Origin of the sequence: Microcystis aeruginosa NIES-4325 (genome assembly GCF_008974145.1) — a bacterium.
Taxonomy (GTDB): Bacteria; Cyanobacteriota; Cyanobacteriia; order Cyanobacteriales; family Microcystaceae; genus Microcystis; species Microcystis aeruginosa_G.
On sequence record NZ_BJKP01000003.1, the window covers coordinates 94,855 to 120,268 of the forward strand.

Sequence of the window (25,414 nt, forward strand, 5' to 3'; positions counted from 1 at the left end):
CGCTTACCGCTATATTATTAACCCATCCTGCATATCTTCAGAGTAAAGAATACTAGCATCGGATGCTAAGGCACTAGCTACAATTAAACTATCCCAAAAAGAAAAACTGTATTGAGTACGAAGATTAGAAGCGGATTCAAGAATTGTTAAGTTAAATTCCACCACTCGACAACGATTGTAAAGCTCTCGATTGATAGAGCTAATCCTCTCTTCCTGAAAATTAGCTTTTCTAAGCAAATTAACGGAGATTTCATTAATAACTTGAGTGCTAATAATCAAGTTTGATTCTTCAGTAATAGAAGTGGCAATAATGTGCTTTCTTTCTCTTTCCAAAACTTCTATTCGTTGATCCTCAAAGAACCGATAAAGCCAAATGTTAGTATCAATAAAGCTGGTTAACATTTTTATTTACGATTGGCGATTATAAATTTCATCACGAGAGATAAATCCAGAGAATTTAACGGGATTTTCGGTTAAATCATCGATAATTTCCTTATTTTTGAGTTCTGAATTCGTTCTAGTCGTCGTTTGTTTGATCACAATAACTTGAACTTCGCTGTCTTCCCTCAAGTCCTGTTGGTATTCTTCGGGAATTTCGATAATACCTTGTTTGATTTTGGCTTTAAATTCCACTGCATTTAACATATTGTTTCTCTTGATCGACTGTCTGTAAGCTCAATTATAACAAACCTTGCTTAATCCCAACAGTTCTGTGCTGTTATAATTTTCTTGCCGCTAATAATCTTCGGCTCAAAGGCCAGCGGATTGGCATTGAAACTATTCTTTATTAAAGGGTGAGCGCATCTCAAACGCTATTGACAATTGACCAATTTTGTGATACACCTGCCTATAAGAATTTAAAGTGATACTAGGCAATCAGAATAGTTACAAATTCGATTCATTTGGTCGATTGTTACTTAACAATTGAGACGGCAAATTCTACTCAAATATGCCTGAATCGTGGGCAAGCAACCCACAGAAGTTAATTTTATCAAGGATTGTTAAGATGCGCTTACCCTGTACCCCGAATGGAGTATTCTATGAAGATAAATCAGACAGTGATGCAATTTAGACTTGAATCGGCGCAACTCTTACACGAGAGTGAGACAATAGAAGTATATCCTCCAGAATAATCCTGTAGATGCCATTACCTCGTTATCAAGTCACCCTTCAAGATCACTCCGGTTCTATTGGACAAGCTGAATTAACAGAAGCAACTCAAGATGATATGCCCTCATTAAAACGAGGAGAGTGCGAATTCTATTGGGAGTCTTTCTGGGAAAAAGCCGATTTTCAGTATCAGGCAATAGTTAAACTGACACTTAATGGAAAGTGTTTAGGTTTAGTTCATCTTTCGGCATTTAACGATTCTATCGAAGACCTTGAAGAACTTAAAAATAAGTCTCCAGAGTATATATTCATCGATTATCTAGAAAGAATTGATAAACAGACATCTTACAAGCCAGTGGGATTATGGTTAATCTGGTATGTAGTCAATATAGCACTGTCGCTCTGTACTGGGGATTGTCATGAAACTTTGATTTTGCTGCACTCTGTCTCAGAAGCGATCCCCTATTATGAAAAGCAGGTTATGATGGAGGGTGTCAATTGGGTCACACTAGCACCAGGAGAGGAAGGCTATGCTTTCAGGTTTACTAAACAAGGGGCAAAACAGTTTTGGGACAGAATCCAACAGCGATACGGACCAGCAAACTTCTTTGAATGAAAAATATTTATCTGAAGATGCGAGTGACGTTATAAAAGCTGGCTCTAAATCTTACATGAATTATCGAGAACGGGCTGAATGGTTGAAAAAATTAAAACAGTCGAAACAGGAAAACTAAGGTTAATTGTGATTTTTAAGGATAAAATTCCCAAAAAAAAGGGATTTTAATTGCCTTTTCCGATGGGATTACCGGGTTTTACCAGTAAGTTTGCGCCAATTCAGGCTTGAATTGGCATTGTCAAATCCCTTGTTTACACCATTTTGATTTCTTCTTCCGTCATATTAAAGCAGATTACACCACAGTAAAATTAAATATTTTTGATGTTTTAGTCTAACCTAACGCAGCTTCTTTTCATTTGAATAGAAATTTTATGTATTCTCACTGTTAATTGTCTCCTTATTATTGGGTAGGCTAAGATCGTAAACTAATAGTCAATAGTTAAAGTTGATCAATAAATATGCCTAATGTAAATTGTATTCACAAATCTATATTTCTAAAGCTCATAAGTTTTTCTAGTCCCTTGCTTACTTGCACAGGACTAGCTTTATCTCAAAATTCTTGGATACCTATCAGACAAGATAGAGACGTGAAAATAATGCTCGATTCAAGTTCTCTGGATTTGGTAGAGATTCAAAAAATATCCTTCGGACGAGGAGTGACTTATTACGGAAATTCTAAAACTTTTCTCAAGTACGATACTTATAGTTTCTCGAATAAGAAACAACAATGGTTTCAAAAAGAATGGATAACTGATTGTAAACACTGGGCGACAATAACATCAGTTCAAGTATTTGATAAAGATATGCAAAAGCTTAAAAGTAGCAATGACGATTATGGAGTAAATATGGTAGACCAATATACTCAGCGTGGTTTTGGTTCTGATTTAATTCGTGCTTACTTCTTAGGTTATAAGAAAGCATGGAACATGGTATGTGAGAAGTGAAAACTCCTGAATTGAATCAAATCAATGAACCTCCTCACTGGAAGACTCCCTAGTGGGTTGTGTTCAATCGGCATATCAGACATTAGGACGATCGCCAATTTCTATCTCTTATCCTTGTACGAATCTTGTATGATAGTGGAGTAAAGAGTACAGTCTCGTTACAAGAGAAAGGCTGAAACCGTTGTTATATCTAATGGGCGGAGTCGGACTCGAACCGACATGAGGGGCTGCCTCGCCACATTTTGAGTGTGGTGCGTCTACCAATTTCGCCATTCGCCCTTGGCATTAGTTTTATCATTATAACCCATTTTTGGCCCCTTTAACAAATTTTGATAATCGGGGGAACTGGCCCAACGATCGATTTCTCGCGCGCGCAGGACGGGGAGGGGATGGGTTAACTGTTGGGTTTGCAAACCCTTTAACATTTCGCCCATTTCCGAGACGCTGACGGCATCGTAGGACTTGGCCTGATCGATAAAAGCCTCTAAATTTAATAAAGGTGCGAGACTGGGGGAACCTCCGGCTAACTTCATTAACACCGACATGACGATTTTGGGGTCTTGAACTGCCAATAAAGCCGCTCGATCGCAACTAAACTCGGCGCAGCGCACCCATGCTAACATTCTCTCCTGTAGGGATCGTGCTAACATTGTCCCCCAATTGGGTAGTAATCCCGCCGCTAGAACCATAATATTGGCTAAAGTCAGATAAACGCCGTGTTCACATTTGAGATGTCCTAATTCGTGGGCCATTACCGCTTGAATTTCTGCGGGAGTCAGCATTTCAATTAGGGAAGTGTGCATCACCATAAACGGTTTTTTGCCGCGCATGGCGAAGGTATAGGCGTTAGGAACGGGGTTTTGTTGAATGTATAATTGAGGTGGTTCTAAGTCGAGAACTCGGCAAGCTTCTAGGAGGAGATTATGCAGGTCGGGTAATTGTTTTTCCCCCACCAAAACACTAGCAGCAATATTATTTAAGTAAAAGAATTCCTCAGCGACGGAACCTAATAAACTTCTCACGGCTATATCTAAACCGGGCAGTTGTTTAAGGGAATTAGTGGCCTCTAGGTCGATAGGATGGCGAAAATCATTGGCTTTTAAGCCGAGTAATAACTGTTTTGATAATTCCATATTCTTATTCATTTAACCAAGCTTTGACGCGTTCTAAACTTTTCCAATCGGGTTTTCTAGCTAAACCATCGGCGATATTTTCATCCACTTCTTGGCGAACTTCTTTGTTTAAACTAACTAATTGTTGCACCAGTTCGATATGTTCCCTAACTCCGGCGGTTTTGGTTTCTAACATAGCCAAAACCAAATTGATCCGGTTTTGGGGGGAAACTTTATCGAGTTTAACGGCTTTTTGGGCGGCTTTTAGGGCTAATTCTGGTTTATCGGTGAGCATATATAACCAAGCTAAACAGGACCAAACGGCGGCATTTTTCGGACTGCGATCGCTTAATTGTTTAAATTCCGGCAATAAACTGGCGGCACTTTCTCCCTGTTGGTAGCGTTCTAAACCTTGTTCGAGGGTAAAATTGGCGGTTTCTGTCATTTTCAGTGGCGGGGTTAATCAAGGAGCAAATTTAACGGTTATCGGTGTATTACACGGAGTTAATACAATTTACCTTTATCTAATATTTTAGCAAAATTTGTCCCTTTGTAAGCAAAATTTTAAAAGACGATGCCCCGTTCTCGCCAGATCATCAATAGGCCACTCATCGAAACGAATAACATCACTGCTTGTTTAAATTGTTGGGTACTCATTCTTTCTAAAACTTTTTGTCCTAACCAATTGCCCGGCCAGGCCGCTAATCCTAATAATAAACCGTAACCGAGAAAGGGCAGATGTAAAACTCCAAAGGCTCCGTAGGCGATTAATTTGGCCACATGAACTACTACCATGTGAACGGATTTCGTTGCCACCATTGGTTCTTTAACTAGCCCATAGTTAATATAAAACAGGTTCATCATCGGGCCGGTACTACCGACTAATCCCGACAGGAAAGCGTAGATAAATCCCGATGGCATAAAATACCAAGTTTTAATCTCAAAAAAAGAATTTTCTTGTTGGGGAAATAATTGTTTAAGCGAGGATAAAACCAGAAAAATTCCCAAAACTAGCGGCAACCATTTGAATTGTAAATGGGCAAAGACAAAAGCGCCGAGGGTAGATCCGATAATTGCCCCGGGTAGATACCATACCGTCGAGGGCCAGTCAATGACGCGCCAATACATTCCCATGCGTTGGACGTTACCGAGTAGCATCCCCGTGGTTAAAACTGGAGGAATGACGGCAGCATCGAGAAACCAACCTAAAACGGGGAGTAGAATCAGAGGACTGCCGCCACCAGCAAGGCTACTAAAAAACCAAGCTAGACTACCTGCCAACATCAAGGTAACAATGATCATCGAGTTGTAAAGTTAAGTTAAAAAGAGTTACTTAATCTATTATGATATCTTCTTTGGGATCTTCATCGGTATAATGCCATTCCACATTGGGCATAGCCTCGAAAGCTTGCCGGACGTAATCCTCCCAGAGTTTCCGCATTTTAGCTAGGTAGGGATCTCCTAGTCGCAATTGTAACTTATGACGTAGGCTTAGGCTATTAGCTTCATACATACTCAAATAGATAGGTGGACCAACGGAAATATTCGATTTCATGGTCGAATCGATGGAAAGTAAGGCACATTTTGCCATTTCCTCTAGGGGTGTATCATAGGTAATAGTGCGATCGAGAATCGGTTTACCGTATTTAGTTTCACCTATCTGTAAAAAGGGCGTTTCTTTGGTGGCTTGAATATGATTTCCCTGGGGATAAATCAGGAATAATTGCTGGTCTTCTCCTTTAATTTGTCCCCCAAGAATAAAGTTACATTGGAAATCAATACTATCTTTTTCTAGCCAAGTTCTTTCCCTAGCTTGTACTTGACGACTTTTATCACCGATATAGTGGGCAATATCGTAGAGATGATTCAGAGAATGGAGATTTTTATCCTCTTGATTGTGCAGATCTCTTTTTAGTTCGTGAATCACTCCTTGGCTAATCGATAAATTCCCCGATGTGCAGACCATAATTACTCTTTCTCCCGACACCGAAAAGTCAAATAATTTCCGATAGGCCGAGATATAATCGACTCCCGCATTCGTGCGAGAATCCGCCCCCATAACAATGCCAAAACGATTGATAATTCCTAAACAGTAAGTCATTTTCAGTTATCAGTAAACAGTAAACAGTAATTAGTGAAGAGTGATCGGTGAATAATATCATTTAAAGCTTAAAACTTTAATCTGATAACTGATAACTGATAACTGATAACTGAATCAAGCCATAACCATTCCACCATCGACGTTAAAGACTTGACCAGTGATATAAATGGCGGCGGGATCGGCGGCTAAAAAACGCACCATTCCGGCGACTTCTTCTGGTTTTCCATAACGGGAGAGGGGGATATATTTGAGAATTTCATCTGCTTTGAGGTCATGAGTCATATCGGTTTCAATAAAGCCGGGGGCCACGGCATTAACAGTGATGCCTCGACTGGCAAATTCTTTGGCTAAAGTTTTCGTTAAACCGATAACACCGGCTTTAGCGGCGCTGTAATTAGATTGACCCGGATTACCCATCAAACCGGATACAGAAGTAATGTTAATTATGCGGCCGCTTTTCTGTTTTAACATCAATTTACTGACGGCGCGAGTGCAGAGAAAAACCCCGGTTAAATTGAGATCGATGACCGCTTGCCAGTCTTCTAATTTCATTCTTAACATTAGGGTATCCCGGGTAATGCCGGCATTATTAACTAAGACATCAATATGACCGAATTTTTCCTTGGTACTATCTACTAAATTATCCACTTCTTCGCTTTTAGCCACATCTGCTTGTAGAGCTATTGCCTTTCCCCCAGCTGCGGTAATTTCTTCAACAACGGCATCGGCAGCACTGCTAGATTTAGCATAGTTCACCACTACAGTAGCACCCTGGCTGGCTAATTCCAAGGCGATCGCTTTACCGATCCCTCGCGAGGCGCCGGTTACTATGGCTACTTTGTCTTGTAAATGCTGGCATTCTGCGGGTAATAGTTTCATAATTTTCTGCATTCCCCAAATAATCGTCAAATCTCAAGAGAAAACTTTGTACTGATAACTTTGCTCAAAACACTTAATTATCTCACAAGCGGGTTAATCTGACCGCAGCCATCCTCAATCGCGATCGCTCTGTACCCACTTTCCTCTATAGTATCAGGGAGAATTGGCCGCCACTAATTGATCGAGTTGTTGCTGCATCAAATAACAGACTTTCTCATAACATTCCCGTACATAACGGCGGTCCCGGGCTGCTTTTTTGCCGTAACGTTCAAAAATAATCGGGGGACAAACCCGCGTATGTATCGGCACAGGTAAGGGAATATTCGGCAAGGGACCGATAGCTAGTCCCCAGGGTAAACCGAAATAGATGGGACAAGTCCCGGGGTCAATACCGAAAGGCCAAGGCATACCCTGTTTATGCAATTCTTTTAATTGAGGATAAATATCTTCGAGGACAAACAGGGTCGAGTGAGCGCCGTGGGAAATGGCGGGAATAATCGGCACTTCGTACTGTAAAGCTAGTTTAACAAAAGCTAGATTACCGGCAAAATGAATTTTATTTCTTAAACTGTGGGGACGGAAAACATCCGTAGCACCTCCTGGATAAATTAGTACACTAGCACCACTATTCAAAGCAGCGATCGCCATTTTCGGATGTGCATGAACGGCCCCCATTTGGGCTGCTAGACTAGCTTGGGGTGGAAAAACTCGCCAGACTCGCGAATCCATCAAACCATAGATTAAGCGATCGCTGCCAAAGCGTTGAAACCAATCATACATCATCATAAACATATCGGGAGCCGCTAAACCGCCGTTATGGGAGCCGATGAATAATACTTGTCCTGAGGGGGGAATATTTTCCCAACCATCGGTTTTAACGCGAAAATAATGGTGATAAAACCAATCCAGAAGGGGGACAAATTTTTCGATCACTTGCGGATCCCGATCCTCTAATGACCAACCGGTGAGGGTATCAACAGGGGCCTTGGCTGCTTGTAGGGATAATTCGGCAAAAGTGACCGTAGATGAGACAAAAGAGCTAAAAATCTGCATTGATGCCAAGGGGATAATTTGAGCGCATCTTATTATCGCAAATTTCGCTTAAAAAACCCATCGTTTTAGAACGGCTTTCCTTGATGATTCTGCGATGTCGAACCTGTTTGGGGTGAAGATGTCTTTATGGTTAAAAGATCGCAAGGGACGCACCTTGTCAGATGAGGACATATTATACTATCCTTATGATAGTAGTAACCTGAGCCGAAACCATGAAAACAATTAGTTTTAAAACCCATGTAGGAGAAGATGGAACATTACAAATATCTTTACCGCCTGAACTTAAAAATACAGATTTAGAAGTAACCTTAGTTTATCAGCCAATATCTCTAAAAGAACAAGAAGAAAAAACCACATTTAGCCAATGGCAAGAAGGCTTCTTTGAAGAAGTAATTGGCGGTTGGGAAGGTGAATTATTAATAAGAGAAAAACAGCCAGATTATGAGGAAAGAGCGATCGAGAATGATTAAGGATAAAAATCAGCAAACCTATAGAGACCCTAGTATTGTCGGTTATTATGCCCAATTAACCGCACTACAGCCAGCAGAAAGGACAATTTTAACCCGGCTGCAAGAGCGTTTATCGACGATGAAAATGCTTGATTTAGGGGTAGGTGCGGGACGGACTACGAAGTATTTTGCCCCTCTTGTGGGAGAATATATCGGTGTTGATTATTCTGCGGAAATGATCGCCGCTTGTCGTCAAAAATTCCCCCATTTAGTCTGGCAAGTGGCCGATGCTAGAAATCTAGAACAATTTGCCGATAATTATTTTGATTTTATTCTCTTTAGTTTTAATGGCATTGATTATATTTCCCATGCTGACCGTTTTCTAGTTTTAGAGGAAATTAGCCGCCTCGGTAAAGCGGGTGGTTATTTTTGTTTTTCTAGTCATAATCTTCAGGGAATTATCCCAGAATTCGATTGGAAAAAAAAGATTAGTTTGAATCCTTTTAGTAGCTATGTCAATTTAGTCATCTGGGCGATTTTGCGGGTCTGTAATCCCTCTCTTAGCTACAGACAGTTATTGACTGCTGACTATGCAATTATTCGAGATGAACCCCATAATTTTCGTCTGCAAAATTATTACGCCACCCCCAAAGAACAATTAAGACAGTTAAGGTCTTACTTTCAAGAGATTAAAATTTATTCTTGGAAAACCGGTCAGGAAATTAAAAGCGAACAAGAGTTAAATACTAATCTTGATCATTGGCTTTATTATCTCTGTCTTCTTCCCTAATATTATCCCGCTTTTTTGGGGGATATTGAAGTAATGCTTGGGCAAGATAATGACCGGTGTAGGATTTTTCACATTTAGCCACGGTTTCCGGTGTTCCCACCGCGATTAATTCTCCCCCCTTGTCCCCTCCTTCCGGTCCCAAATCAATAATCCAATCGCTACAGCGAATCACGTCGAGATTATGTTCGATGACGATAATCGAATTACCCTTATCGACCAATCTTTGTAACACATCTAAGAGATGATGCACATCATAAAAAGATAACCCCGTAGTCGGTTCATCGATCAAATATAGGGTTTTTCCCGTGGCCCGTCGGGATAATTCGGCCGCTAATTTCACCCTTTGCGCTTCCCCACCGGATAAAGTGGGGGCGCTTTGACCGAGTTTACAGTATCCTAAACCCACATCCACGAGAGTTTGTAATCTGGTGGTGGCCCGGGGGACATTTTCAAAGACTTTTAATGCTTCCTCGATCGTCATATCTAAGACATCGGCGATCGAATAACCTTTATACTTAACCTGTAGGGTTTCCCGATTATAACGCGCCCCTTTACACACATCACACTGCACATAGACATCGGGGAGAAAATTCATCTCGATCACGTTTACCCCTTGGCCTAGGCAAGCTTCACAGCGTCCTCCCTTAACATTAAAAGAAAACTGCCCCGCTTTGTAACCTCTAGCTTTTGCTTCGATGGTTTCGGTGAAAATCTCGCGAATAATGTCAAAAACCCCCGTATAGGTGGCAGGATTTGACCGAGGAGTGCGTCCTATCGGTGATTGGTCGATGACAATTACTTTGTCAACCGCGTCCAATCCTTCCACTTTATCTAACTCTTTGGGGAAGGGAGTTAAACGGGTTAAATGATGTTGTAAAGCTGGATATAATAACTCATTAATTAGGGTGGATTTGCCTGAACCAGATACTCCTGTAATCGAGACTAATTTTCCTAAAGGAATCGTTACATCAATATTTCTTAGGTTATTTTGATGGCAATTTTTTAAGACTAAAGCATTACCATTCCCAGACCTTCTTTGGGGAGGAGTTTCAATAACTTTGCGTCCCGATAGGTAGGCTCCTGTTATCGATTTTTTGGACTTTAAAAGACTTTTAAAACTGCCTTGACAGATGATTTCTCCGCCATGAATCCCCGCTTTCGGACCGATATCGACCAAATAATCAGCTGCCCGAATCGTTTCTTCATCGTGTTCGACAACAATTAAAGTATTACCTAAATCTCGCAATCTTTGCAGGGTTTCTAACAATTTACTATTATCTCTTTGGTGTAATCCGATGCTAGGTTCATCGAGAACGTATAATACTCCCGTTAATCCTGAACCGATTTGAGTGGCTAATCTAATTCGTTGGGATTCTCCCCCAGATAAAGTCATCGCTGGTCGATCGAGGGTAAGATAATCTAATCCCACATCGATTAAAAATTGTAGTCTCGCTTTGATTTCTTTGAGAGCTAATTCTCCAATTAATGCTTGTCTTGGGGTTAAATGACAATCATTAATTCTCTGCAAACAATCCCGAATCGGAACTCCGGTAAAATCCGTGACCGTATATTCTCCTAAACGTACCGATAAAGCTTCTGGTTTTAATCTTTTTCCGTGGCAAACTTCACAGGTTTGGTTAACAATATATTTTTCTAGTCTTTGTTTAATAACTTCCGAGGTGGTTTCTTGATAATTCCTATCTAAAATATTGATAACTCCCGCAAATTCTCGATAGTAACCGCGACCAGTATCGTAACGGTAATCATCTTCAAAATAGATCGGTTCTTTACTACCATAGAGAATGATATCTTGCTGGGTTTTTGTTAGTTTCCGCCAAGGAGTTTGAATTTCAAAACCTAAAGCTTGTCCTAAACCGTAGAGGAGAGAAAGATAGTAGGAATTATCCTTATCTGACCAGGGGGCAATAGCAGAATAAACCGGTTGTTTCGGGTCTGGAATGACTAAATCTGCCGAAAATTTCCGTAAACTGCCTAATCCGTGACAGTTGGTACAAGCACCATAGGGAGAATTAAAAGAGAATAAACGGGGGGATAATTCTTCCATAACGGCCCCGTGTTCGGGACAGGCAAATTTCTCGGAAAAGACAATTTCTTTGGTAACTTCGGGATTAGCTTCGTTATTCTCATCGAGAATTTCCACAATCGCTACACCGTCGGAATGCTTTAAACAAGTGGTTAAAGAATCCACTAATCTTTCCTGTAAACCCTCTTTTTTGATCAGGCGATCGATAACAATTTCAATATCATGAAGATGTTTTTTATCTAACTCGATCTCCTCGGATAATTCTACTACCTTGCCGTCAATCCGCACCCGGGCAAAGCCTTGGGAGGCTAAACTAGAGATTAATTGCTTATGAGTGCCTTTTTTGCCGCGAATTACTGGGGCTAAGATTTGAAATCGGGTTTTATCGGCTAATTCCATCACTCGATCGCACATCTGATCGATGGTTTGGGGGGCAATATTGCGATCGCAATGGGGACAATGGGGTTCACCGGCACGACCGAACAATAAACGCAAGTAATCGTAAATTTCCGTAACAGTTCCCACACTAGAACGGGGATTGTGGGAAGTGGATTTTTGGTCAATGGAAATAGCCGGACTTAAACCCTCGATCGCATCCACATCGGGTTTATCTAATTGTCCTAAAAATTGACGCGCGTAGGCGCTGAGGGACTCCACATAGCGGCGCTGTCCCTCGGCAAAAATAGTGTCGAAAGCGAGGGAAGATTTGCCCGACCCTGAAACTCCCGTAAAAACAATCAACTGATTGCGGGGTAATTCAAGATCAACATTTTTGAGATTGTGTTGTCGGGCGCCACGGATACGGATCGAGTCAGTTTGAGCCATCGGATGGTGCCAAGTAGTCCTTAACAATAATAGCTTTGACGAATGGGTTTCAGCTACTAGAAAACCAGTCTTCTATCATATCAAAAGATTCTCGGGGTTAAACCGCCCGTTCGAGAAACTCGCGCATATCTCGATCGGACCCAGGACAACAGCTATGAGTCGCTTCTTCTTCTAAATGGGCTAAAACTGGGCAATTAATCCGATAATCTGGTTCTTTTGACCGTTCTAGTTGCAATTCGTACACTTGTTTTTCCAGTTGTTCAATGCGGTCCACCAAAGCGCGAATAGCCACCGCTTCCGAGTCGGGTAAATCACCGTGTTCGAGGGGTTGCACCTGCGTCCCAGCCCGATAGATTAAACGACCTGGTACACCAACAACGGTACAATCGGCGGGAATATCGCGCAGGACCACAGAACCAGCGCCGACGCGAACGTTATTACCCAGATAAATATTACCTAAAACCTTAGCCCCGGCGCCGACGACCACATTTTCCCCTAGAGTCGGGTGACGTTTACCGCTTTCTTTCCCCGTCCCTCCTAAAGTAACTCCTTGATAGATGAGGGCATAATCACCGACAATGGCGGTTTCTCCGATGACAACTCCCATGCCATGGTCGATAAAAACACCCTGACCAATTTGGGCGCCGGGGTGAATTTCGATACCAGTGAAAAAACGGGCAAGATGGGAAATTAAACGGGGAATAAAGGGAATCCCGATGTGATATAGCCAATGGGCGAAGCGATGGCACAGTAAAGCCTGTAATCCGGGATAACAAAATAGTACCTCTAACCAGTTACGGGCAGCGGGGTCACGTTCAAAAATGATCTTGAAATCGGCTAGGAGAGTAGATAACACGAGTCTTGATTCCATATTGATCGAGCTTATACTAAACCATGTTATCACTCCAGTAAATGAGCCGTTCAACTAAAAAGCGATCGAGTAAGCTGTTTTCCTAGTTCGCTTTTACTGCCCTTGGCCAAATTTTGAAGATATCCTTAATTTCTCTCTTGTTTAATCTTCCTTTAACTTGGTACTGAAAAAATGCTATTGTTTGGCGTTTTTTTGCAAGGTTTCAGCTAAAAATATGATTCAGGCTATCTATCGTCACCAGTGGAAATTTTTATTAACCTTGCTGTCAATTGCTGGCAGTATCAACATTGTTACCGAATCGGCCTCAGCTTTAAATATCACCCGATTGAGCAGTCTTGGCAATAGTACAAATGCTACTAATAACTTCGGGGCAGAAATCCCCGCTTATGACCCCGCTAGTCGAAAATTATTCGTGACCGGTCCCAATAATCGTCTAGATATTGCCGATATCAGCAATCCCGCTAGTCCAATTCGCTTACCCTCGATCGATCTTAGCTCCTACGGTGCGGGGGTTAATAGCGTTGCCATCAAAAATGGTATCGTGGCCGTGGCCATGGAAGCTAATCCCATTACCAATAACGGCAGTGTGGTATTTTTCGATACTAATGGTGTCTTTAAGAATCAGGTGACTGTGGGTGCTTTACCAGATATGTTAACATTTACTCCTGACGGTAATCGGGTTTTGGTCGCTAACGAAGGGGAAGCAGCTAACGGTGTCAATCCCGATGGTTCTATTAGTATTATTGACCTTAGCGCTGGTGTTCTCAATTCCACCGTCAACACTGCTAACTTTACCAGCTTTAATGGTCAAGAGAACGCCCTAAGAAATCAGGGAGTACGTATTTTCCCCGATCAAACGGTTTCCCAAGATTTGGAACCGGAATACATCACAGTTTCCGAGGATGGAACCACTGCATGGGTGGCTTTACAGGAAAATAACGCTATTGCCGTACTGGATATTCTCAACGCTCAAGTTACTGCTATTTTACCCCTAGGAGCCAAAAATTTTAACGCACCGGGTAATGGTTTGGATCCTAGCGATCAAGATGGAGGAGTAAATATTAATAATTGGCCGGTTTTTGGCTTATATCAGCCGGATACGATCGCTACCGTTACCATCGCCGGACAAACCTATTTAATTACTGCCAATGAAGGGGATACTAGAAATGAGGCCCGACGAGTTTCTAATCCAAATCTAATTTTAGACCCCGATGTTTTCCCTAATGCGGCCACATTGAAATTAACCCAAAATCTCGGACGTTTAGATGTTTCCACCATCGACGGACTTAATGCGCAAGGTCAATATAGCCAACTTTTTGCCTACGGTGGTCGTTCTTTTTCGATTTGGAATGTCACTAATGGACTGTCCCCGGTCTTCGATAGTGGCGATGATTTTGAACAAATTTTAGCGGCTTTTTCGGCAACTCCCCTAACTCCTAGTATCTTTAATTCTGATGGTAATCCTAGTAGCTTCGATAGTCGTAGCGATAATAAGGGGCCGGAACCGGAAGGTTTAGCAGTGGGAACTGTGGGTAATCGTCTCTATAGTTTTGTGGGAATAGAAAGGGCTGGCGGTTTCATGGTTTATGATATCACCAACCCTAGTAATCCTTTGTTCACTAATTATGTCAATGATTGGCAATTAGGCGATATCTCTCCCGAAGGATTATTATTTATCCCCGCTGCCGATAGTCCCAATGGTACTCCCCTGTTAATTGTTGCCAATGAAGTTAGTCGTAATCTGGCGATTTATTCCGTGAAACCTGTCCCAGAACCTAGCGCAGTTTTAGGATTGCTAACCCTCGGATTAGCTGGTTATAGTTTGAAAAAAAGAGGGAATTGCTAATCACATCCCGTAAAATGGTAGCGCCTCCGACCAATGGGGGCGTTTTCCCGTTTGCCAGTCCAAATGGGCTAAATCGAGGATAGCGGGGGCATTTATGCCTAAATAACTGGGTGTGGCTAATCTTTGATAGGGAATAGTTAAGTTTTCTAAAGTGTGCTGCCATTGTTCCAAAGTCATCAGGCTATCAGCTAAATAAACCCGATTACCCCGATAGATGCCTACATACAATTGTCCCCTAGTGGCGGGCATTTCTAGGGCTAGATAGGTATCGAGGGGATAAAAATCCCGTTGTGACCAAGCAAAGGCCGCTAAACTGGAGACGGTAAAAATCGGTAGCTGTAATTGTTGTGCTAGGGTTCTAGCTGTGACTATACCGATGCGGGTACTGGTAAAGCTACCTGGCCCCTTAGCTGTGGCGAGAAAGGCTAAATCTGCCCATTTTTGCGGGGCTAGGAACTGTTTTAGATAGGGGTGGAATAGGTTCGATAAATCCCTGTCTAAGTCCCAAGTTTGTTGACGACTATAATCGCTGAAATTAGAGAGGGCCAGTCCTAGTTGGGGACTGCTGGTATGCAAGGCTAATCCATAGACAGGGGAAGACAAGTCAATCTTTATCAGTAAGTTTTTATGGGTCGCCTGGGATTCGAACCCAAGACCAATCGGTTAAAAGCCGAGTGCTCTACCGCTGAGCTAGCGACCCGTTTCGTGTTCTGCACACGATTTATCAATATAACATCTTATCGGGGCTAAGTCAAGGGGTAATTTAAATTTGATTGACTCGCATTTCCACGATCGCCTCGCGGCCACTCTGGGGTTCTAAGTAGGTCAAATGTTCGCCTGTATTGAGGGCGTTGCGGGGAGCGCTCCAGGGTTCGAGACAGATATAATTTTTATCTTTCAGGGTCCAAAAAACTATAGTTGTATAGAGAGCGTCGTAACCGAGGACAATTTGGCGCTGATGATAGGAATCACTAAAACTACTTTGATGGCGAGTAATTTGCAGAAAAGCGGCATCAATTTCTTCGAGATTAAAGTCAAAGTTACCAGAGTAGGAATGGAAGGTTTTCGTTTGTTGATCGAGGTATTGGGAGGAGGGAATGTCAAAGGATAATCGGGTTTTATCGGTGACTTGAAAATAGGGATGAAACCCGATAGAAAAGGGCATTTTTTCGGGGGAAAGATTAATTACTTTTTGGTAAATTTTGAGGCTGTTTCCTTGCAGTTGATAGGTAAAGATTAATTGAAAATCAAAGGGATAGACTTGACGAGTGGCTTCACTACTGTTTAATTCTAGGGTTAAACTAGCGGCAGTTTCGCTGCTTTGTTTGCTGACTTGCCAGGGTAAATCACGAGCAAATCCGTGTTGTTTCAGGGTATAGTTTCGGCCTTGGTGTTGATAGGTATTATTGGATAAGTTGCCACAGATAGGAAATAAAATCGGGACTCCTCCGCGGACGCTGAGGTTAGGATCTTTGAATCTTTCTGTGTCCAGATAGAAAATATCTTCTCCGCAAATTTGCCAACGGGTGATGATTCCTCCTCTAGCGGGAACCACTTCCAGATAAGCGTCAGCCTCTTCATCCTTGAGACAATAGGTAAGATATTGATTTTGGTTTTGAGTGATAGTAAAGGTCATATCAGTAATCAGTTATCAGTGAATATCATCGGTCTTCGGTAGCTTGAAAGCTGAGATAGCCTAGATTGAGATGAAAATTTGGGTAAGAAAATAGGCAATGGCGGCGCTACCAATCGGTACAGTGAGATTATCTATACCTAGTTTCGAGAAAGTTTCTAGAATAGTAGCTCCGAGCGCTGTTAATAAAGATACTAAAATAATTGGCGGATTAATGCCATTAATAAAAGATAAAATAATCAAGCTGACTAAAAAACTGATTGCTAACATAGTCAGGGAACCTTCCAGACTTTTGCCACTGCCGAAAATTTTGTAGGGATGTTGACCGAAATTTTGTCCGACTAGGGCTGCTAATCCGTCTCCTAAAGCCATAATTAAAATACCCATTGCTGCGTATTCGGGGTGAGAAATTGGCCAAAAACAAGCCACGAGAACACCGATACTAACAGCATAAAAAAAAGTTCCCCAACTGCGGCGACCAACACTATTAAGACTGGGTAAAATGGGGAAAAAATAGGATAGGATAGCAATAATTGCCGCTAGGATCGCCGCACTTATTCCCACCCAAGCGGGGATATTTAACCACCAGGCAAAAAGGATGACGTTTCCCGTGCCAATGTGGACAACTTTGCGGGTAATTTCGCCATCGGTACTGAAAACCCTTTTTAATTTTTCAGCGATAAGAATCAGAACAGCTAGGTAACAGGCGACTAAACCGATCGAAAATAGGAGAGAGTGGGACAGTTCCACGTGACAAAAGCGAAAATTGACTATCTATTAGTTTAGGCGATCGAGGTGACATTGATGAAAGGAATTTTTATCGGTTTAATTAAGGGATATAGACGGTTTATTTCGCCGCTATTTCCCCCTTCCTGTCGTTTTCAACCCACCTGTTCCCAGTATGCCATGGAAGCGATTGATCGCTTTGGTGTGCTGCGGGGTTCTTGGTTAGCAATTAAGCGTATTCTCCGTTGTCATCCCTTTCACCCCGGAGGTTATGATCCTGTACCTCCCTGTAGCCACAAGCACGATTAAAAGCCACAGCAGTTATCTCAATGGTGAGATAAGAAGTTTTCGTTTTGGGGATTCAGGAGTCAGGCTTCGGCCGTGAGCTCAGCCGAACGGATTCAGGAGTCAATAGCAAACTAGGTTATACTTCATTTTTAGGGTAAAGTCTGTAAAACTATTGATATTTTTAGACCCGTTGATGACCGCCTATTTTCTTTGGGGAAAGCGATCAATATCGGCGATACCATAAAAGATAATCTGTTTATCTTTTAAACGTAGTCGATCGACCCTTAACTGAGTACCATCGAGAGCAAATTTATCTAAATCCATGAGGTTGTTAACATGGCTGATTAAAGCTTCTCCTAAAGCTTTCGATCTTTCGTCGCCTTGGTAAACCACCTCAACAAATTGAATTTTTCGCCGTTCTTCCACAACTACAGCAGTGGTCATTTCTAGAAGAATCGGTTCTTCTTCTCCCAATTTGATTAGACTTTTGAGAGTTAAAGTTTTGTCGTCATTGAGAATTAATTCCGTATTTTGACAGTGAATTGATTTACCTTCGTACTCTAATCTTTGCAGTTTTTCGACAATAAAAGGTGTATTAAAAGAGGTGGTTAAGTCTTCTTCCGTTAAAACTACCCGCAAAGTGGCCCGCGTCGGTTGACGGAGTTTCACCTGTCCGGTAAAAATGGCACTAAAATCGATCGCCACCGCTTGCACATACAATTCCATGGCTTCGATGCGTAGGCCATTGTACATCAGCATCGACTGACCGATAAAGTCAAAACCGTCGATACTGCCTTGGAGTAATTTGGCCACGGGTTCGGCGCGGACAGTCGCTGTCAGCTTGCCTGTGCGTTTGAATAATGCAGCGATCGCAGCACTCACCGCCTTACTGATGAGTTGATCGCCGCTCTGATTGGGAAAAGGTAAGCTACCAAACACGCCTGCTGTCATATCTCTCATAAGTGGGACTACAACGATCTTAACATTATTTAAAGTTTCTTTACATATCGTTTTATTAATGAAGATGATAAGCAATCTGTATGATTCTGTAGAGGTTATAAATTTTTAGCGGTCTATCCCGTGCGAGGGGATAGGATGGAAAAACGCTACTATCCCAGTGATATAGCGTTTTTCACTTAGAAAATCGGGGTTAAAAACGTGGTTGCCATTTCAGATCAACAACATTTAGCCGCTACCCACAACCACAGCGATCGAGTGGCGGTATTATTGATGGGATACGGGGAAGTGGAGAGTTATGAGGACTTCGCCAACTATAATGAACAGGCCTTAAATCTGCTGACGGCTAAGTTCGCTCCCGTACCGACTTGGGTTTATCCTCCCCTAGCGAAATTATTGGCCCTATTTGACCTACACGAATGGCAGCACCAGCATAATCACTTTATTTCACCCCATAACCACATTTTTGAGCATCAAAGACAGGAAATCGAGCGCAATTTACAGGCAAAATGGGGTAATCGGGTGGAGGTATTCAAAGCGTTTAACTTCTGCGCGCCTTTTTTACCGGCACAGGTATTAAGGGAAATCCGCGAAGGGGGATTCGAGAAAATTTTGATCTATCCTCTCCTCGTGGTTGATTCTATCTTTACCAGTGGCATTGCGATCGAACAGGTTAACAAAGCTTTAGCTCAGGGACAAACGGGGGAACATTGGGTCAAAGGATTGCGCTATATTCCCTCGTTTTATAACCAACCCGCTTATATAGATCTAATGGCGCGGTTAGTGGAAGAAAAAATCGCTGCTGAGGTAGCTAGTAGCTGTCTTCCCTCGCAAATTGGCATTATTTTAATGAATCACGGTTGTCCCCACGAAGCGAAGGGATTTACGTCGGGAATCGATGAAAGTCAAGCTTTATACGAGTTAGTCCGGGAAAAATTAATCTATCGTTATCCCTTGATTTCTGTGGGTTGGTTAAATCACCAAACCCCTTTAATTAAATGGACGCAACCGAATGCAGAGTTAGCGGCGAAGAATTTAATCGAATTAGGGGCAAAAGCTTTAATTTTCATGCCAATTGGCTTTGCTACGGAAAATCACGAAACTTTACTGGATGTGGAGCATATTATCGAAGCTTTACGCCGCAAGCACGACCAAGTTAATTATGTGCAGATGGCCTGTGTCAACGATAACCCCGAATTTTGCCAGATGGCTGCCGATTGGGCCGAGGAACATATCGAAGCTCTCGTATCACAAGAGGCTTTATCTGTCAATAGTTCTGTAACAATTCCTCACATTCATTCCGACCACCATCATCACCACGGACATCACCACCATCATTAAGCTTGGACGGCGAAAATCAGTCCCACCACTTGTCACTTTTGGAAGTACAATTTATAATTGTGCTTTCCTGGGTACGTAGCTCAATGGATAGAGCATCCGCCTTCTAAGCGGACGGTTGTAGGTTCGATCCCTACCGTACCCGTTATTGCCGACTAGGGAGCGGATAGGCTGTTTTCAAGTCAGCTAAATCTTCTAACTCAATCGGGTTGATTTCTGCTGTCTCGGTGTGAGAAGAGGAGGCAGAAAAATCTGCCTCCTCCTCCTTATAGCTAAGACAGGATCAGTTTTTGCGGTAAAAAATCTTACTGCCTTGGTCACTGACAAAATGACAATTGCGGTAGGATCGCCAGAGAGATTTGAAAATCGGTTCTTTCGAGACGCGATAATAGTCTCCTAAGACGGGACGGATAGCCTCGGTTGCTTCTTGGAGATGATAGTGGGGAATAGTGATAAAAATGTGATGGGCGACGTGAGTACCAATTTGGTGATGGATGGGATTAAAGATGCCATAATCGCGATCGATGGTAGAAAGCGCCCCTTTGAGAAAGTACCAATCTTGACCGCGATACCAGGGAATATCATCTTCGGTGTGGTGTAGGAATGTCACCAGGTCTAACCAAACCACAAAGACGATATAGGGCATGATGTAGTAGTTAAACAGAAACCAAAAGCCTTGGCTGATACCCACCCCGATTAATAGACCTAACATAAAGGTACAGCAAACGGTGCTAGTCACTACCTGCCACCGTTCCGAGGGACGAAAGAGGGGGCTTTCGGGCATAAAATGGGACCCCTGTTTATTAGGGGAACGACGGAAAAGATAGAGGGGATAAACAAATAAAATTAGCTGAAAACGAGCTAATTTTTCGTACCAAGCCATATTATTATACTGGGTTTCCGTGACGGGATACCAACTTTCGTCGGTGTCGATATTGCCAGTATTAGCGTGATGGGTGCGATGACTGATACGCCAACCGTGGAAAGGTACGAGAATGGGAGTATGACTGAGATGACCGATTAAGTTATTTAACCAACGATAACGGGAAAAGGAACCGTGACCGCAATCGTGACCGACGACAAATAAGGCCCAAAACATGGTTCCCTGCATAAACCAAAAAAGGGGGAAGAACCAAGCTTGATTAATCTGGTAAGTTATCCAGTAAAGTAGGGTAATAATGCCAATATCAAAAAAAAAGTAGGCTAAAGAGCGAAAAACGCTTGATTGGAAGCAACGGGCCGGGATAGCTAGACGGACATCCTGTAGGGTAAATGGCAAAAATTCTCTTTTTAGGGCAGGTTTAGGTAGGGTTTGGGACACTAGGTTATAACTCAAGGTAGATGACAAGGGCAGTATTGACGAAGGCTTGAGAACTAAAGTTTTCTGTTTCTCGATGCGCTATCTTTTCTCTGTCTCAGCTAGGAGCGGATAAGACCGAGCGATCGAGCGAATTTCGTCTAACTCACTAGGATTTTATTGTAGGGCTTAATGTAACTTAACAAAAGCCCCTGGGGAAAGTCCCCAGAAAGTCCTTTAGGAAGTACATTCCCTTTTTTATAGTTCAAGTCCGTTAAAACTGAAAAAAAGGGCGAACAAAATTCACCCTAACAGACAAAGTAATCATCCTACAAAGTGCCGATAAACTTATCAATGCGATCAAATCCTTTTTCAATCGTCTTTAGGTCTGTAGCATAGGAAAGACGAATACAATCATCAGCACCGAAAGCAATACCGGGGATAGCAGCCACTTTTTGGGTTTCGAGGAGTTTCTGACAAAAATCCCGGGATTTTAAACCAGTTTGACTAATATCGATAAACACATAAAAAGCACCGTTGGGAGTAGGACAATTAAGTCTGGGGAGCGATCGCACTCGTTCTAAAATATACTGTCGGCGCTCGCTAAAAGCTTTGACCATTTCCTCGATGCAATCTTGGGGACTCTCCAAAGCAGCGATCGCACCGTACTGAGCAAAAGTGCAGACATTGGAGGTACTATGACCTTGGATCTTAGTCATAGCCTTGACAATTTCCACCGGTCCTGCTATGTAACCGACGCGCCACCCCGTCATCGAGAAAGCTTTAGCAAAACCATTACTAATAATACTGCGCTGAAAGATTTCCGGACCAAAAGAAGCGATACTGCGGTGAATTGCGCCATCATAGAGGATTTTCTCGTAAATTTCGTCAGAAACCACTAAAATATCCTTTTCAACCACAATTTTTGCTAAAGCTGCGATTTCTTCGGGAGTATAGACAATGCCGGTGGGATTAGAGGGAGAATTGAGAACAAATAATTTAGTTTTCGGTGTAATTGCCGCTTCTAGCTGTTCGGGGGTGATTTTATACTGATTCTCTAGGCTAGTGTTGACTATAACCGATGTTCCCCCCGCTAACGTCACCATTTCAGGATAACTCAACCAGTAGGGTGCGGGAATAATTACTTCGTCCCCCGCTTCAATTAACGCCATGATTAGATTATAGAGAGACTGTTTACCGCCATTGGTAACGATGACATTATCGGCATTGTATGCTAATTGATTATCCCGCAGCAATTTCTCAGCGATGGCTTTTCTTAACCCCGGTTCTCCGGCAGCCGGTCCGTAGCGAGTTTTTCCCTCATCGAGGGCCTTTTTCGCGGCAGCTCTGATGTGAGTGGGTGTGTCGAAATCTGGCTCCCCGGCGCTAAAACTACAGACATCTTCGCCGTTTCTCTTCATTTCCTTGGCCAGAGAGTCGATAGCTAGGGTAAGGGAGGGGGTGACTTGATTGACTCGTGACGCTAGTTTCATAGTATTTTACCCTGAAAGGGCTTTTCTGATGACCTACACAACCTTTAGTATTGTCCATCACCTCGATTGTTCTGGGTGTTTTTTTATATAATCTACGGAATTGCGGCGCTTAGGGATGGGAATGGGGTGTGGGGTGTGGGGTGTGGGGTGTAGGGTGTGGGGTGTGGGGTGTAGGGTGTGGGGTGATGGGGAGAATAAATAAAAATAATCTCCTTTTGCCTATTGCCTATTGCCTATTGCCTTCGTTATTGAGTATTTTTTCTTTTTGCGGGTTTTTGTTTGCTGGTAGGGAGTAGGGGAGCGGTTAATTTTTCGTAGAGTTCAAAGAGGTATTCAATACGGTTTAATTCACTGGTAAAGGGTTGGGGACGATAACACAAATCAACGGCTTTGTCAAGTTTTTGGTGAGCTTTGAGCAAGTACGGGGGCATGGTTAAAGGATCGTATAAATCCGCAAGGCTACTATCGGGATATTTTATCCTAGTATCTAGCACAGCTTGAGCGCAAGTTTCGACGGTTTGTTTTTGTTTGTCGGTGATATTTTCTGGAAAGGGGTAGTTATTATAAACAATATCTTTTGAATAACGATAATCACTTTTTAATCTTCCACACACATATTTAACCCATGCCATGTGCATTTCTGAAGTAAGAATACCAAATAAATATAAATTGGCATTAGGAATTAATAAAACTTGATCATTACCAATAACATTTTTATTCATAAAACCTATTGGAATATATTTTCTTCTTTCAGATGAGACACGGGGAACAAGTAAATAATTCGTTTCGGGTTGTGCTATTTGACAGAATAGAGTAGGTGTCGCCGCAAATTTACGAGTAGAAGCAGCTTTACTTTTTAATCTAAAATTTTTAACCTTATCTACTCTTTTGATGACTTCTGGTAATGTCTTTAATTCAGTGGGAGAAATATCAAGTAACCAGAGACAGTAGCGACTATAACCATTAATAAATTCTTGCGCTCCTGTATAAGGTTTAATCCATTTTTCTGCCTTCGGCTCTAATTTTAAAAATTCTTCTTTTTCCAGTTTTGTAAAAATAAAATTACCACCATCTCTTGGCATACTACCAAAACGCATTAATGGAACATTAGACAAAGGAAAACTTCGATTATAAATAATGATATCACTTCCATCAACCAAATAGGGATTAATATTATTGGACTGAACAACTAATGATTCACCTTGAATATCTTCATAATCAAATAGGATTTTATTTGTTATATTAAAACTTCCAAAGCCAATAATAACACAATGAACTGCTGCGTTTCCTTTTGCTTCATTACTCCATTTAAAAGTACGATGGGCAAAATGAATTTTTAACTGATATTTTTGAAAAAGAATATTCCAAAGTAATGCAACTTGCTCCCCTTGAGATATAGAATTTGTGGAAACAAAAGCAACCCTGATTCTATTGCTCTGAATTATTTGAGCAGCCTTGATATACCATGCACACACATAATCTAAAACGCCTATTCCTTTCTCACCGTCGAAAACATAAGCCATATCATTCCTTTGCTGTTCGTTCATAATCATCGCACCAACAAAAGGAGGATTTCCTAAAATAAAATTGAGCTTCTCTTTTGATATAACTTCCTCCCAATCAATCCGTAAGGCATTTCCATGCACAATCTTTGCCGATTTTTTCAATGGCAAACGCACAAAATACTGACCAAAAGTATTACTAACCTTAACATTCATCTGATGATCAATTAACCACATCGCCACTTCTGCCACCCTCACCGCAAACTCATCGTATTCAATACCAGCAAACTGATTAACATCTACCTGAATAATGGTACTAATATCTGTTACTAACTGCCCCGTTTTATCTAACTCTTGTAACACCAAAATCTCTAAATCGCGTAACTCCCGATAGGTAATAATTAAAAAATTGCCGCAACCACAGGCAGGATCAAGAAAATATAAATTAGCAATCTTTTTCCGAAATTCTAGTAATTTATTGCGATTGCCTTTAATCTTCTCAAATTCTCTGGATAAATCATCTAAAAATAACGGTTTAATCACCTTTTGAATATTTTTCTCGGAGGTATAATGCGCCCCTAAATTGCGTCGTTCTTTTGGATTCATTACCGCTTGAAACATAGAACCAAAAATAGCAGGGGAAATTTTTCCCCAATCAAAAGCACAAGCTTCTAATAACATGACTCGCATCTTGCTATCAAAAGCCGCTAAGGGTAATGACTCCTCAAATAACTTGCCATTTATGTAGGGAAATTGAGTGAAATTCTCATCCAGATTTTTTAATCTTTTTTCTTCTGGTGTATTCAAAACCTGAAAAATATAAGCAATGTGCATCGCTAAATCACTGCCATCTTCTTTGGTATGTAGATCAATATATTCCCAGAAAATACCCTTATTAAAAATACCCGTATCATCGGCAAATAAACAAAATAATAAACGCACTAGATAAACTTCCAAATCATGCCCCATATAACCAATTTCTTTGAGGCAATCATGAAGTTTTCCCATTAACTCGGCTGCTTGAAGATTGACGGAATCTTCGTCTTTATAAACTCGCTTTTCGTAACCAGCAATAAAATCAAATAAATGAACGTTATCAACAAAATTACTTAATTCAAATTCCCATTGATTGCCCGAATCTAAATCATATAATTTAAACCGTTGAAAATCCGAGACTAAAATATAACGCGGTAACTCATGTTCCTTTAAATTGGGAAAATAATCCTTTGCCTGTTGTGTGGCTTTTTCTAAATCTTTCCCCTTCGATTTATGCTCAACTAAAATCGTTCCTTTCCAGAGTAAATCAATAAAACCCTGTTTATTATCTGCTTTTTTTATCGGTTGCTCAAAACTAGCTACCCTACGCCGTGAAATGCCAAAGACATTAAAAAAATCATTCCAAAAAGATTGAGATTCTGCTTTTTCTGAAGTCTCTCCTTCCCACTCTTTTTGAAAAGCGATGGCGCGATTTTTTATTTCATTCCAACTTAAAGGCATAGTTTTAAATCCTTATCTTTCGCGGGTTTGCTCAAAGATACTA

General features: G+C 41.6%; 24 protein-coding genes and 3 tRNA genes. 8 read left to right on the plus strand and 19 right to left on the minus strand.

Going from position 1 to position 25,414, the window contains the following annotated elements; genetic code table 11:
• Positions 1–9 precede the first annotated feature (9 nt).
• Positions 10–402, minus strand: coding sequence for a PIN domain-containing protein (locus MiAbW_RS02535; protein WP_151694792.1), 393 nt, complete (start codon positions 400–402; stop codon positions 10–12).
• Between the two features lie 6 nt (positions 403–408).
• The gene (locus MiAbW_RS02540) at positions 409–645 is read right to left on the minus strand and encodes a hypothetical protein (protein ID WP_151694793.1); all 237 of its coding nucleotides are present in this window, start codon (positions 643–645) and stop codon (positions 409–411) included.
• 496 nt (positions 646–1,141) lie between these two features.
• On the opposite strand from MiAbW_RS02540, the gene MiAbW_RS02545 reads away from it, so the two are divergent.
• A complete protein-coding gene (locus MiAbW_RS02545; RefSeq protein WP_151694794.1) occupies positions 1,142–1,726 on the plus strand; it encodes a hypothetical protein in 585 nt (194 codons plus the stop codon).
• Between the two features lie 458 nt (positions 1,727–2,184).
• Positions 2,185–2,670: a hypothetical protein gene (locus tag MiAbW_RS02555; RefSeq protein ID WP_151694796.1), complete on the plus strand. Its 486-nt coding sequence runs from the start codon at positions 2,185–2,187 to the stop codon at positions 2,668–2,670.
• Between the two features lie 194 nt (positions 2,671–2,864).
• Here the strand turns inward: MiAbW_RS02555 and MiAbW_RS02560 are convergent.
• The 7 genes from MiAbW_RS02560 to MiAbW_RS02590 form a co-directional block, all read right to left on the minus strand.
• Positions 2,865–2,949: transfer RNA gene (locus MiAbW_RS02560), tRNA-Leu, on the minus strand.
• A complete protein-coding gene (locus tag MiAbW_RS02565; RefSeq protein ID WP_172967334.1) occupies positions 2,928–3,815 on the minus strand; it encodes a M48 family metallopeptidase in 888 nt (295 codons plus the stop codon). The genes MiAbW_RS02560 and MiAbW_RS02565 overlap by 22 nt, the downstream gene beginning before the upstream one ends.
• On the minus strand, positions 3,808–4,227 hold the full coding sequence (locus MiAbW_RS02570) for a tetratricopeptide repeat protein (RefSeq protein ID WP_002766728.1): 420 nt from the start codon (positions 4,225–4,227) through the stop codon (positions 3,808–3,810). The genes MiAbW_RS02565 and MiAbW_RS02570 overlap by 8 nt, the downstream gene beginning before the upstream one ends.
• Before the next feature lie 119 nt (positions 4,228–4,346).
• Complete coding sequence (locus tag MiAbW_RS02575) at positions 4,347–5,084, minus strand: sulfite exporter TauE/SafE family protein (protein ID WP_151694798.1); 738 nt, start codon at positions 5,082–5,084, stop codon at positions 4,347–4,349.
• A gap of 31 nt (positions 5,085–5,115) precedes the next feature.
• Positions 5,116–5,883, minus strand: coding sequence for a peptidase (locus MiAbW_RS02580; RefSeq protein WP_151694799.1), 768 nt, complete (start codon positions 5,881–5,883; stop codon positions 5,116–5,118).
• Between the two features lie 114 nt (positions 5,884–5,997).
• The gene (fabG, locus tag MiAbW_RS02585; RefSeq protein ID WP_002782849.1) at positions 5,998–6,774 is read right to left on the minus strand and encodes a 3-oxoacyl-[acyl-carrier-protein] reductase; all 777 of its coding nucleotides are present in this window, start codon (positions 6,772–6,774) and stop codon (positions 5,998–6,000) included.
• A 141-nt stretch (positions 6,775–6,915) separates the two neighbouring features.
• On the minus strand, positions 6,916–7,815 hold the full coding sequence (locus MiAbW_RS02590; RefSeq protein WP_151694800.1) for a lysophospholipid acyltransferase family protein: 900 nt from the start codon (positions 7,813–7,815) through the stop codon (positions 6,916–6,918).
• Positions 7,816–8,027: 212 nt separating this feature from the next.
• Here MiAbW_RS02590 and MiAbW_RS02595 point away from each other — a divergent pair, with 212 nt between their 5' ends.
• Together MiAbW_RS02595 and MiAbW_RS02600 are read left to right on the plus strand one after the other, a co-directional pair.
• Positions 8,028–8,285 (plus strand): hypothetical protein, encoded by a 258-nt coding sequence (locus tag MiAbW_RS02595; protein ID WP_151694801.1) that lies wholly within the window; start codon positions 8,028–8,030, stop codon positions 8,283–8,285.
• Positions 8,278–9,054, plus strand: coding sequence for a class I SAM-dependent methyltransferase (locus tag MiAbW_RS02600; protein ID WP_151694802.1), 777 nt, complete (start codon positions 8,278–8,280; stop codon positions 9,052–9,054). Before MiAbW_RS02595 ends, MiAbW_RS02600 begins: the two co-directional genes overlap by 8 nt.
• On the opposite strand, the gene uvrA is transcribed toward MiAbW_RS02600, so the two are convergent.
• Together uvrA and cysE are read right to left on the minus strand one after the other, a co-directional pair.
• Positions 9,011–11,923: an excinuclease ABC subunit UvrA gene (gene uvrA, locus MiAbW_RS02605; protein ID WP_151694803.1), complete on the minus strand. Its 2,913-nt coding sequence runs from the start codon at positions 11,921–11,923 to the stop codon at positions 9,011–9,013. The two genes, MiAbW_RS02600 and uvrA, sit on opposite strands and share 44 nt — an antisense overlap.
• Positions 11,924–12,020: 97 nt before the next feature.
• Complete coding sequence (gene cysE, locus MiAbW_RS02610; protein WP_151694804.1) at positions 12,021–12,794, minus strand: serine O-acetyltransferase; 774 nt, start codon at positions 12,792–12,794, stop codon at positions 12,021–12,023.
• Positions 12,795–13,008: 214 nt separating this feature from the next.
• Here cysE and MiAbW_RS02615 point away from each other — a divergent pair, with 214 nt between their 5' ends.
• Complete coding sequence (locus tag MiAbW_RS02615) at positions 13,009–14,640, plus strand: choice-of-anchor I family protein (RefSeq protein ID WP_151694805.1); 1,632 nt, start codon at positions 13,009–13,011, stop codon at positions 14,638–14,640.
• Here MiAbW_RS02615 and tsaB read toward each other — a convergent pair whose 3' ends face one another.
• From tsaB to MiAbW_RS02635, 4 genes are all read right to left on the minus strand, one after another.
• Entirely contained in the window at positions 14,641–15,243 is a 603-nt protein-coding gene (gene tsaB, locus MiAbW_RS02620) for a tRNA (adenosine(37)-N6)-threonylcarbamoyltransferase complex dimerization subunit type 1 TsaB (RefSeq protein WP_151694806.1), read from the minus strand. It lies immediately after the preceding gene.
• Between the two features lie 25 nt (positions 15,244–15,268).
• Positions 15,269–15,340, minus strand: a tRNA-Lys gene (locus MiAbW_RS02625).
• Between the two features lie 63 nt (positions 15,341–15,403).
• The gene (locus MiAbW_RS02630; protein WP_151694807.1) at positions 15,404–16,276 is read right to left on the minus strand and encodes an aldose epimerase family protein; all 873 of its coding nucleotides are present in this window, start codon (positions 16,274–16,276) and stop codon (positions 15,404–15,406) included.
• Between the two features lie 60 nt (positions 16,277–16,336).
• A complete protein-coding gene (locus MiAbW_RS02635) occupies positions 16,337–17,023 on the minus strand; it encodes a diacylglycerol/polyprenol kinase family protein (protein ID WP_151694808.1) in 687 nt (228 codons plus the stop codon).
• 54 nt (positions 17,024–17,077) lie between these two features.
• Between MiAbW_RS02635 and yidD the strand changes: the two genes are divergently transcribed.
• Complete coding sequence (yidD, locus tag MiAbW_RS02640) at positions 17,078–17,308, plus strand: membrane protein insertion efficiency factor YidD (RefSeq protein ID WP_151694809.1); 231 nt, start codon at positions 17,078–17,080, stop codon at positions 17,306–17,308.
• A gap of 180 nt (positions 17,309–17,488) precedes the next feature.
• On the opposite strand, the gene MiAbW_RS02645 is transcribed toward yidD, so the two are convergent.
• Positions 17,489–18,247, minus strand: a complete 759-nt coding sequence (locus MiAbW_RS02645; RefSeq protein ID WP_151694810.1) for an LmeA family phospholipid-binding protein — start codon at positions 18,245–18,247, stop codon at positions 17,489–17,491.
• Between the two features lie 198 nt (positions 18,248–18,445).
• Between MiAbW_RS02645 and MiAbW_RS02650 the strand changes: the two genes are divergently transcribed.
• Both MiAbW_RS02650 and MiAbW_RS02655 read left to right on the plus strand, forming a co-directional pair.
• A complete protein-coding gene (locus MiAbW_RS02650) occupies positions 18,446–19,585 on the plus strand; it encodes a ferrochelatase (RefSeq protein WP_151694811.1) in 1,140 nt (379 codons plus the stop codon).
• A 69-nt stretch (positions 19,586–19,654) separates the two neighbouring features.
• A tRNA-Arg gene (locus MiAbW_RS02655) sits at positions 19,655–19,727 on the plus strand.
• A gap of 138 nt (positions 19,728–19,865) precedes the next feature.
• Here MiAbW_RS02655 and MiAbW_RS02660 read toward each other — a convergent pair.
• The 3 genes from MiAbW_RS02660 to MiAbW_RS02670 all read right to left on the minus strand — a co-directional run bounded on the left by MiAbW_RS02660 (position 19,866) and on the right by MiAbW_RS02670 (position 25,371).
• On the minus strand, positions 19,866–20,903 hold the full coding sequence (locus MiAbW_RS02660; protein WP_151694812.1) for a fatty acid desaturase: 1,038 nt from the start codon (positions 20,901–20,903) through the stop codon (positions 19,866–19,868).
• Between the two features lie 305 nt (positions 20,904–21,208).
• Positions 21,209–22,372, minus strand: a complete 1,164-nt coding sequence (locus MiAbW_RS02665; protein ID WP_151694813.1) for a pyridoxal phosphate-dependent aminotransferase — start codon at positions 22,370–22,372, stop codon at positions 21,209–21,211.
• 245 nt (positions 22,373–22,617) lie between these two features.
• Positions 22,618–25,371, minus strand: a complete 2,754-nt coding sequence (locus MiAbW_RS02670; RefSeq protein ID WP_151694814.1) for a DNA methyltransferase — start codon at positions 25,369–25,371, stop codon at positions 22,618–22,620.
• Positions 25,372–25,414 lie beyond the last annotated feature (43 nt).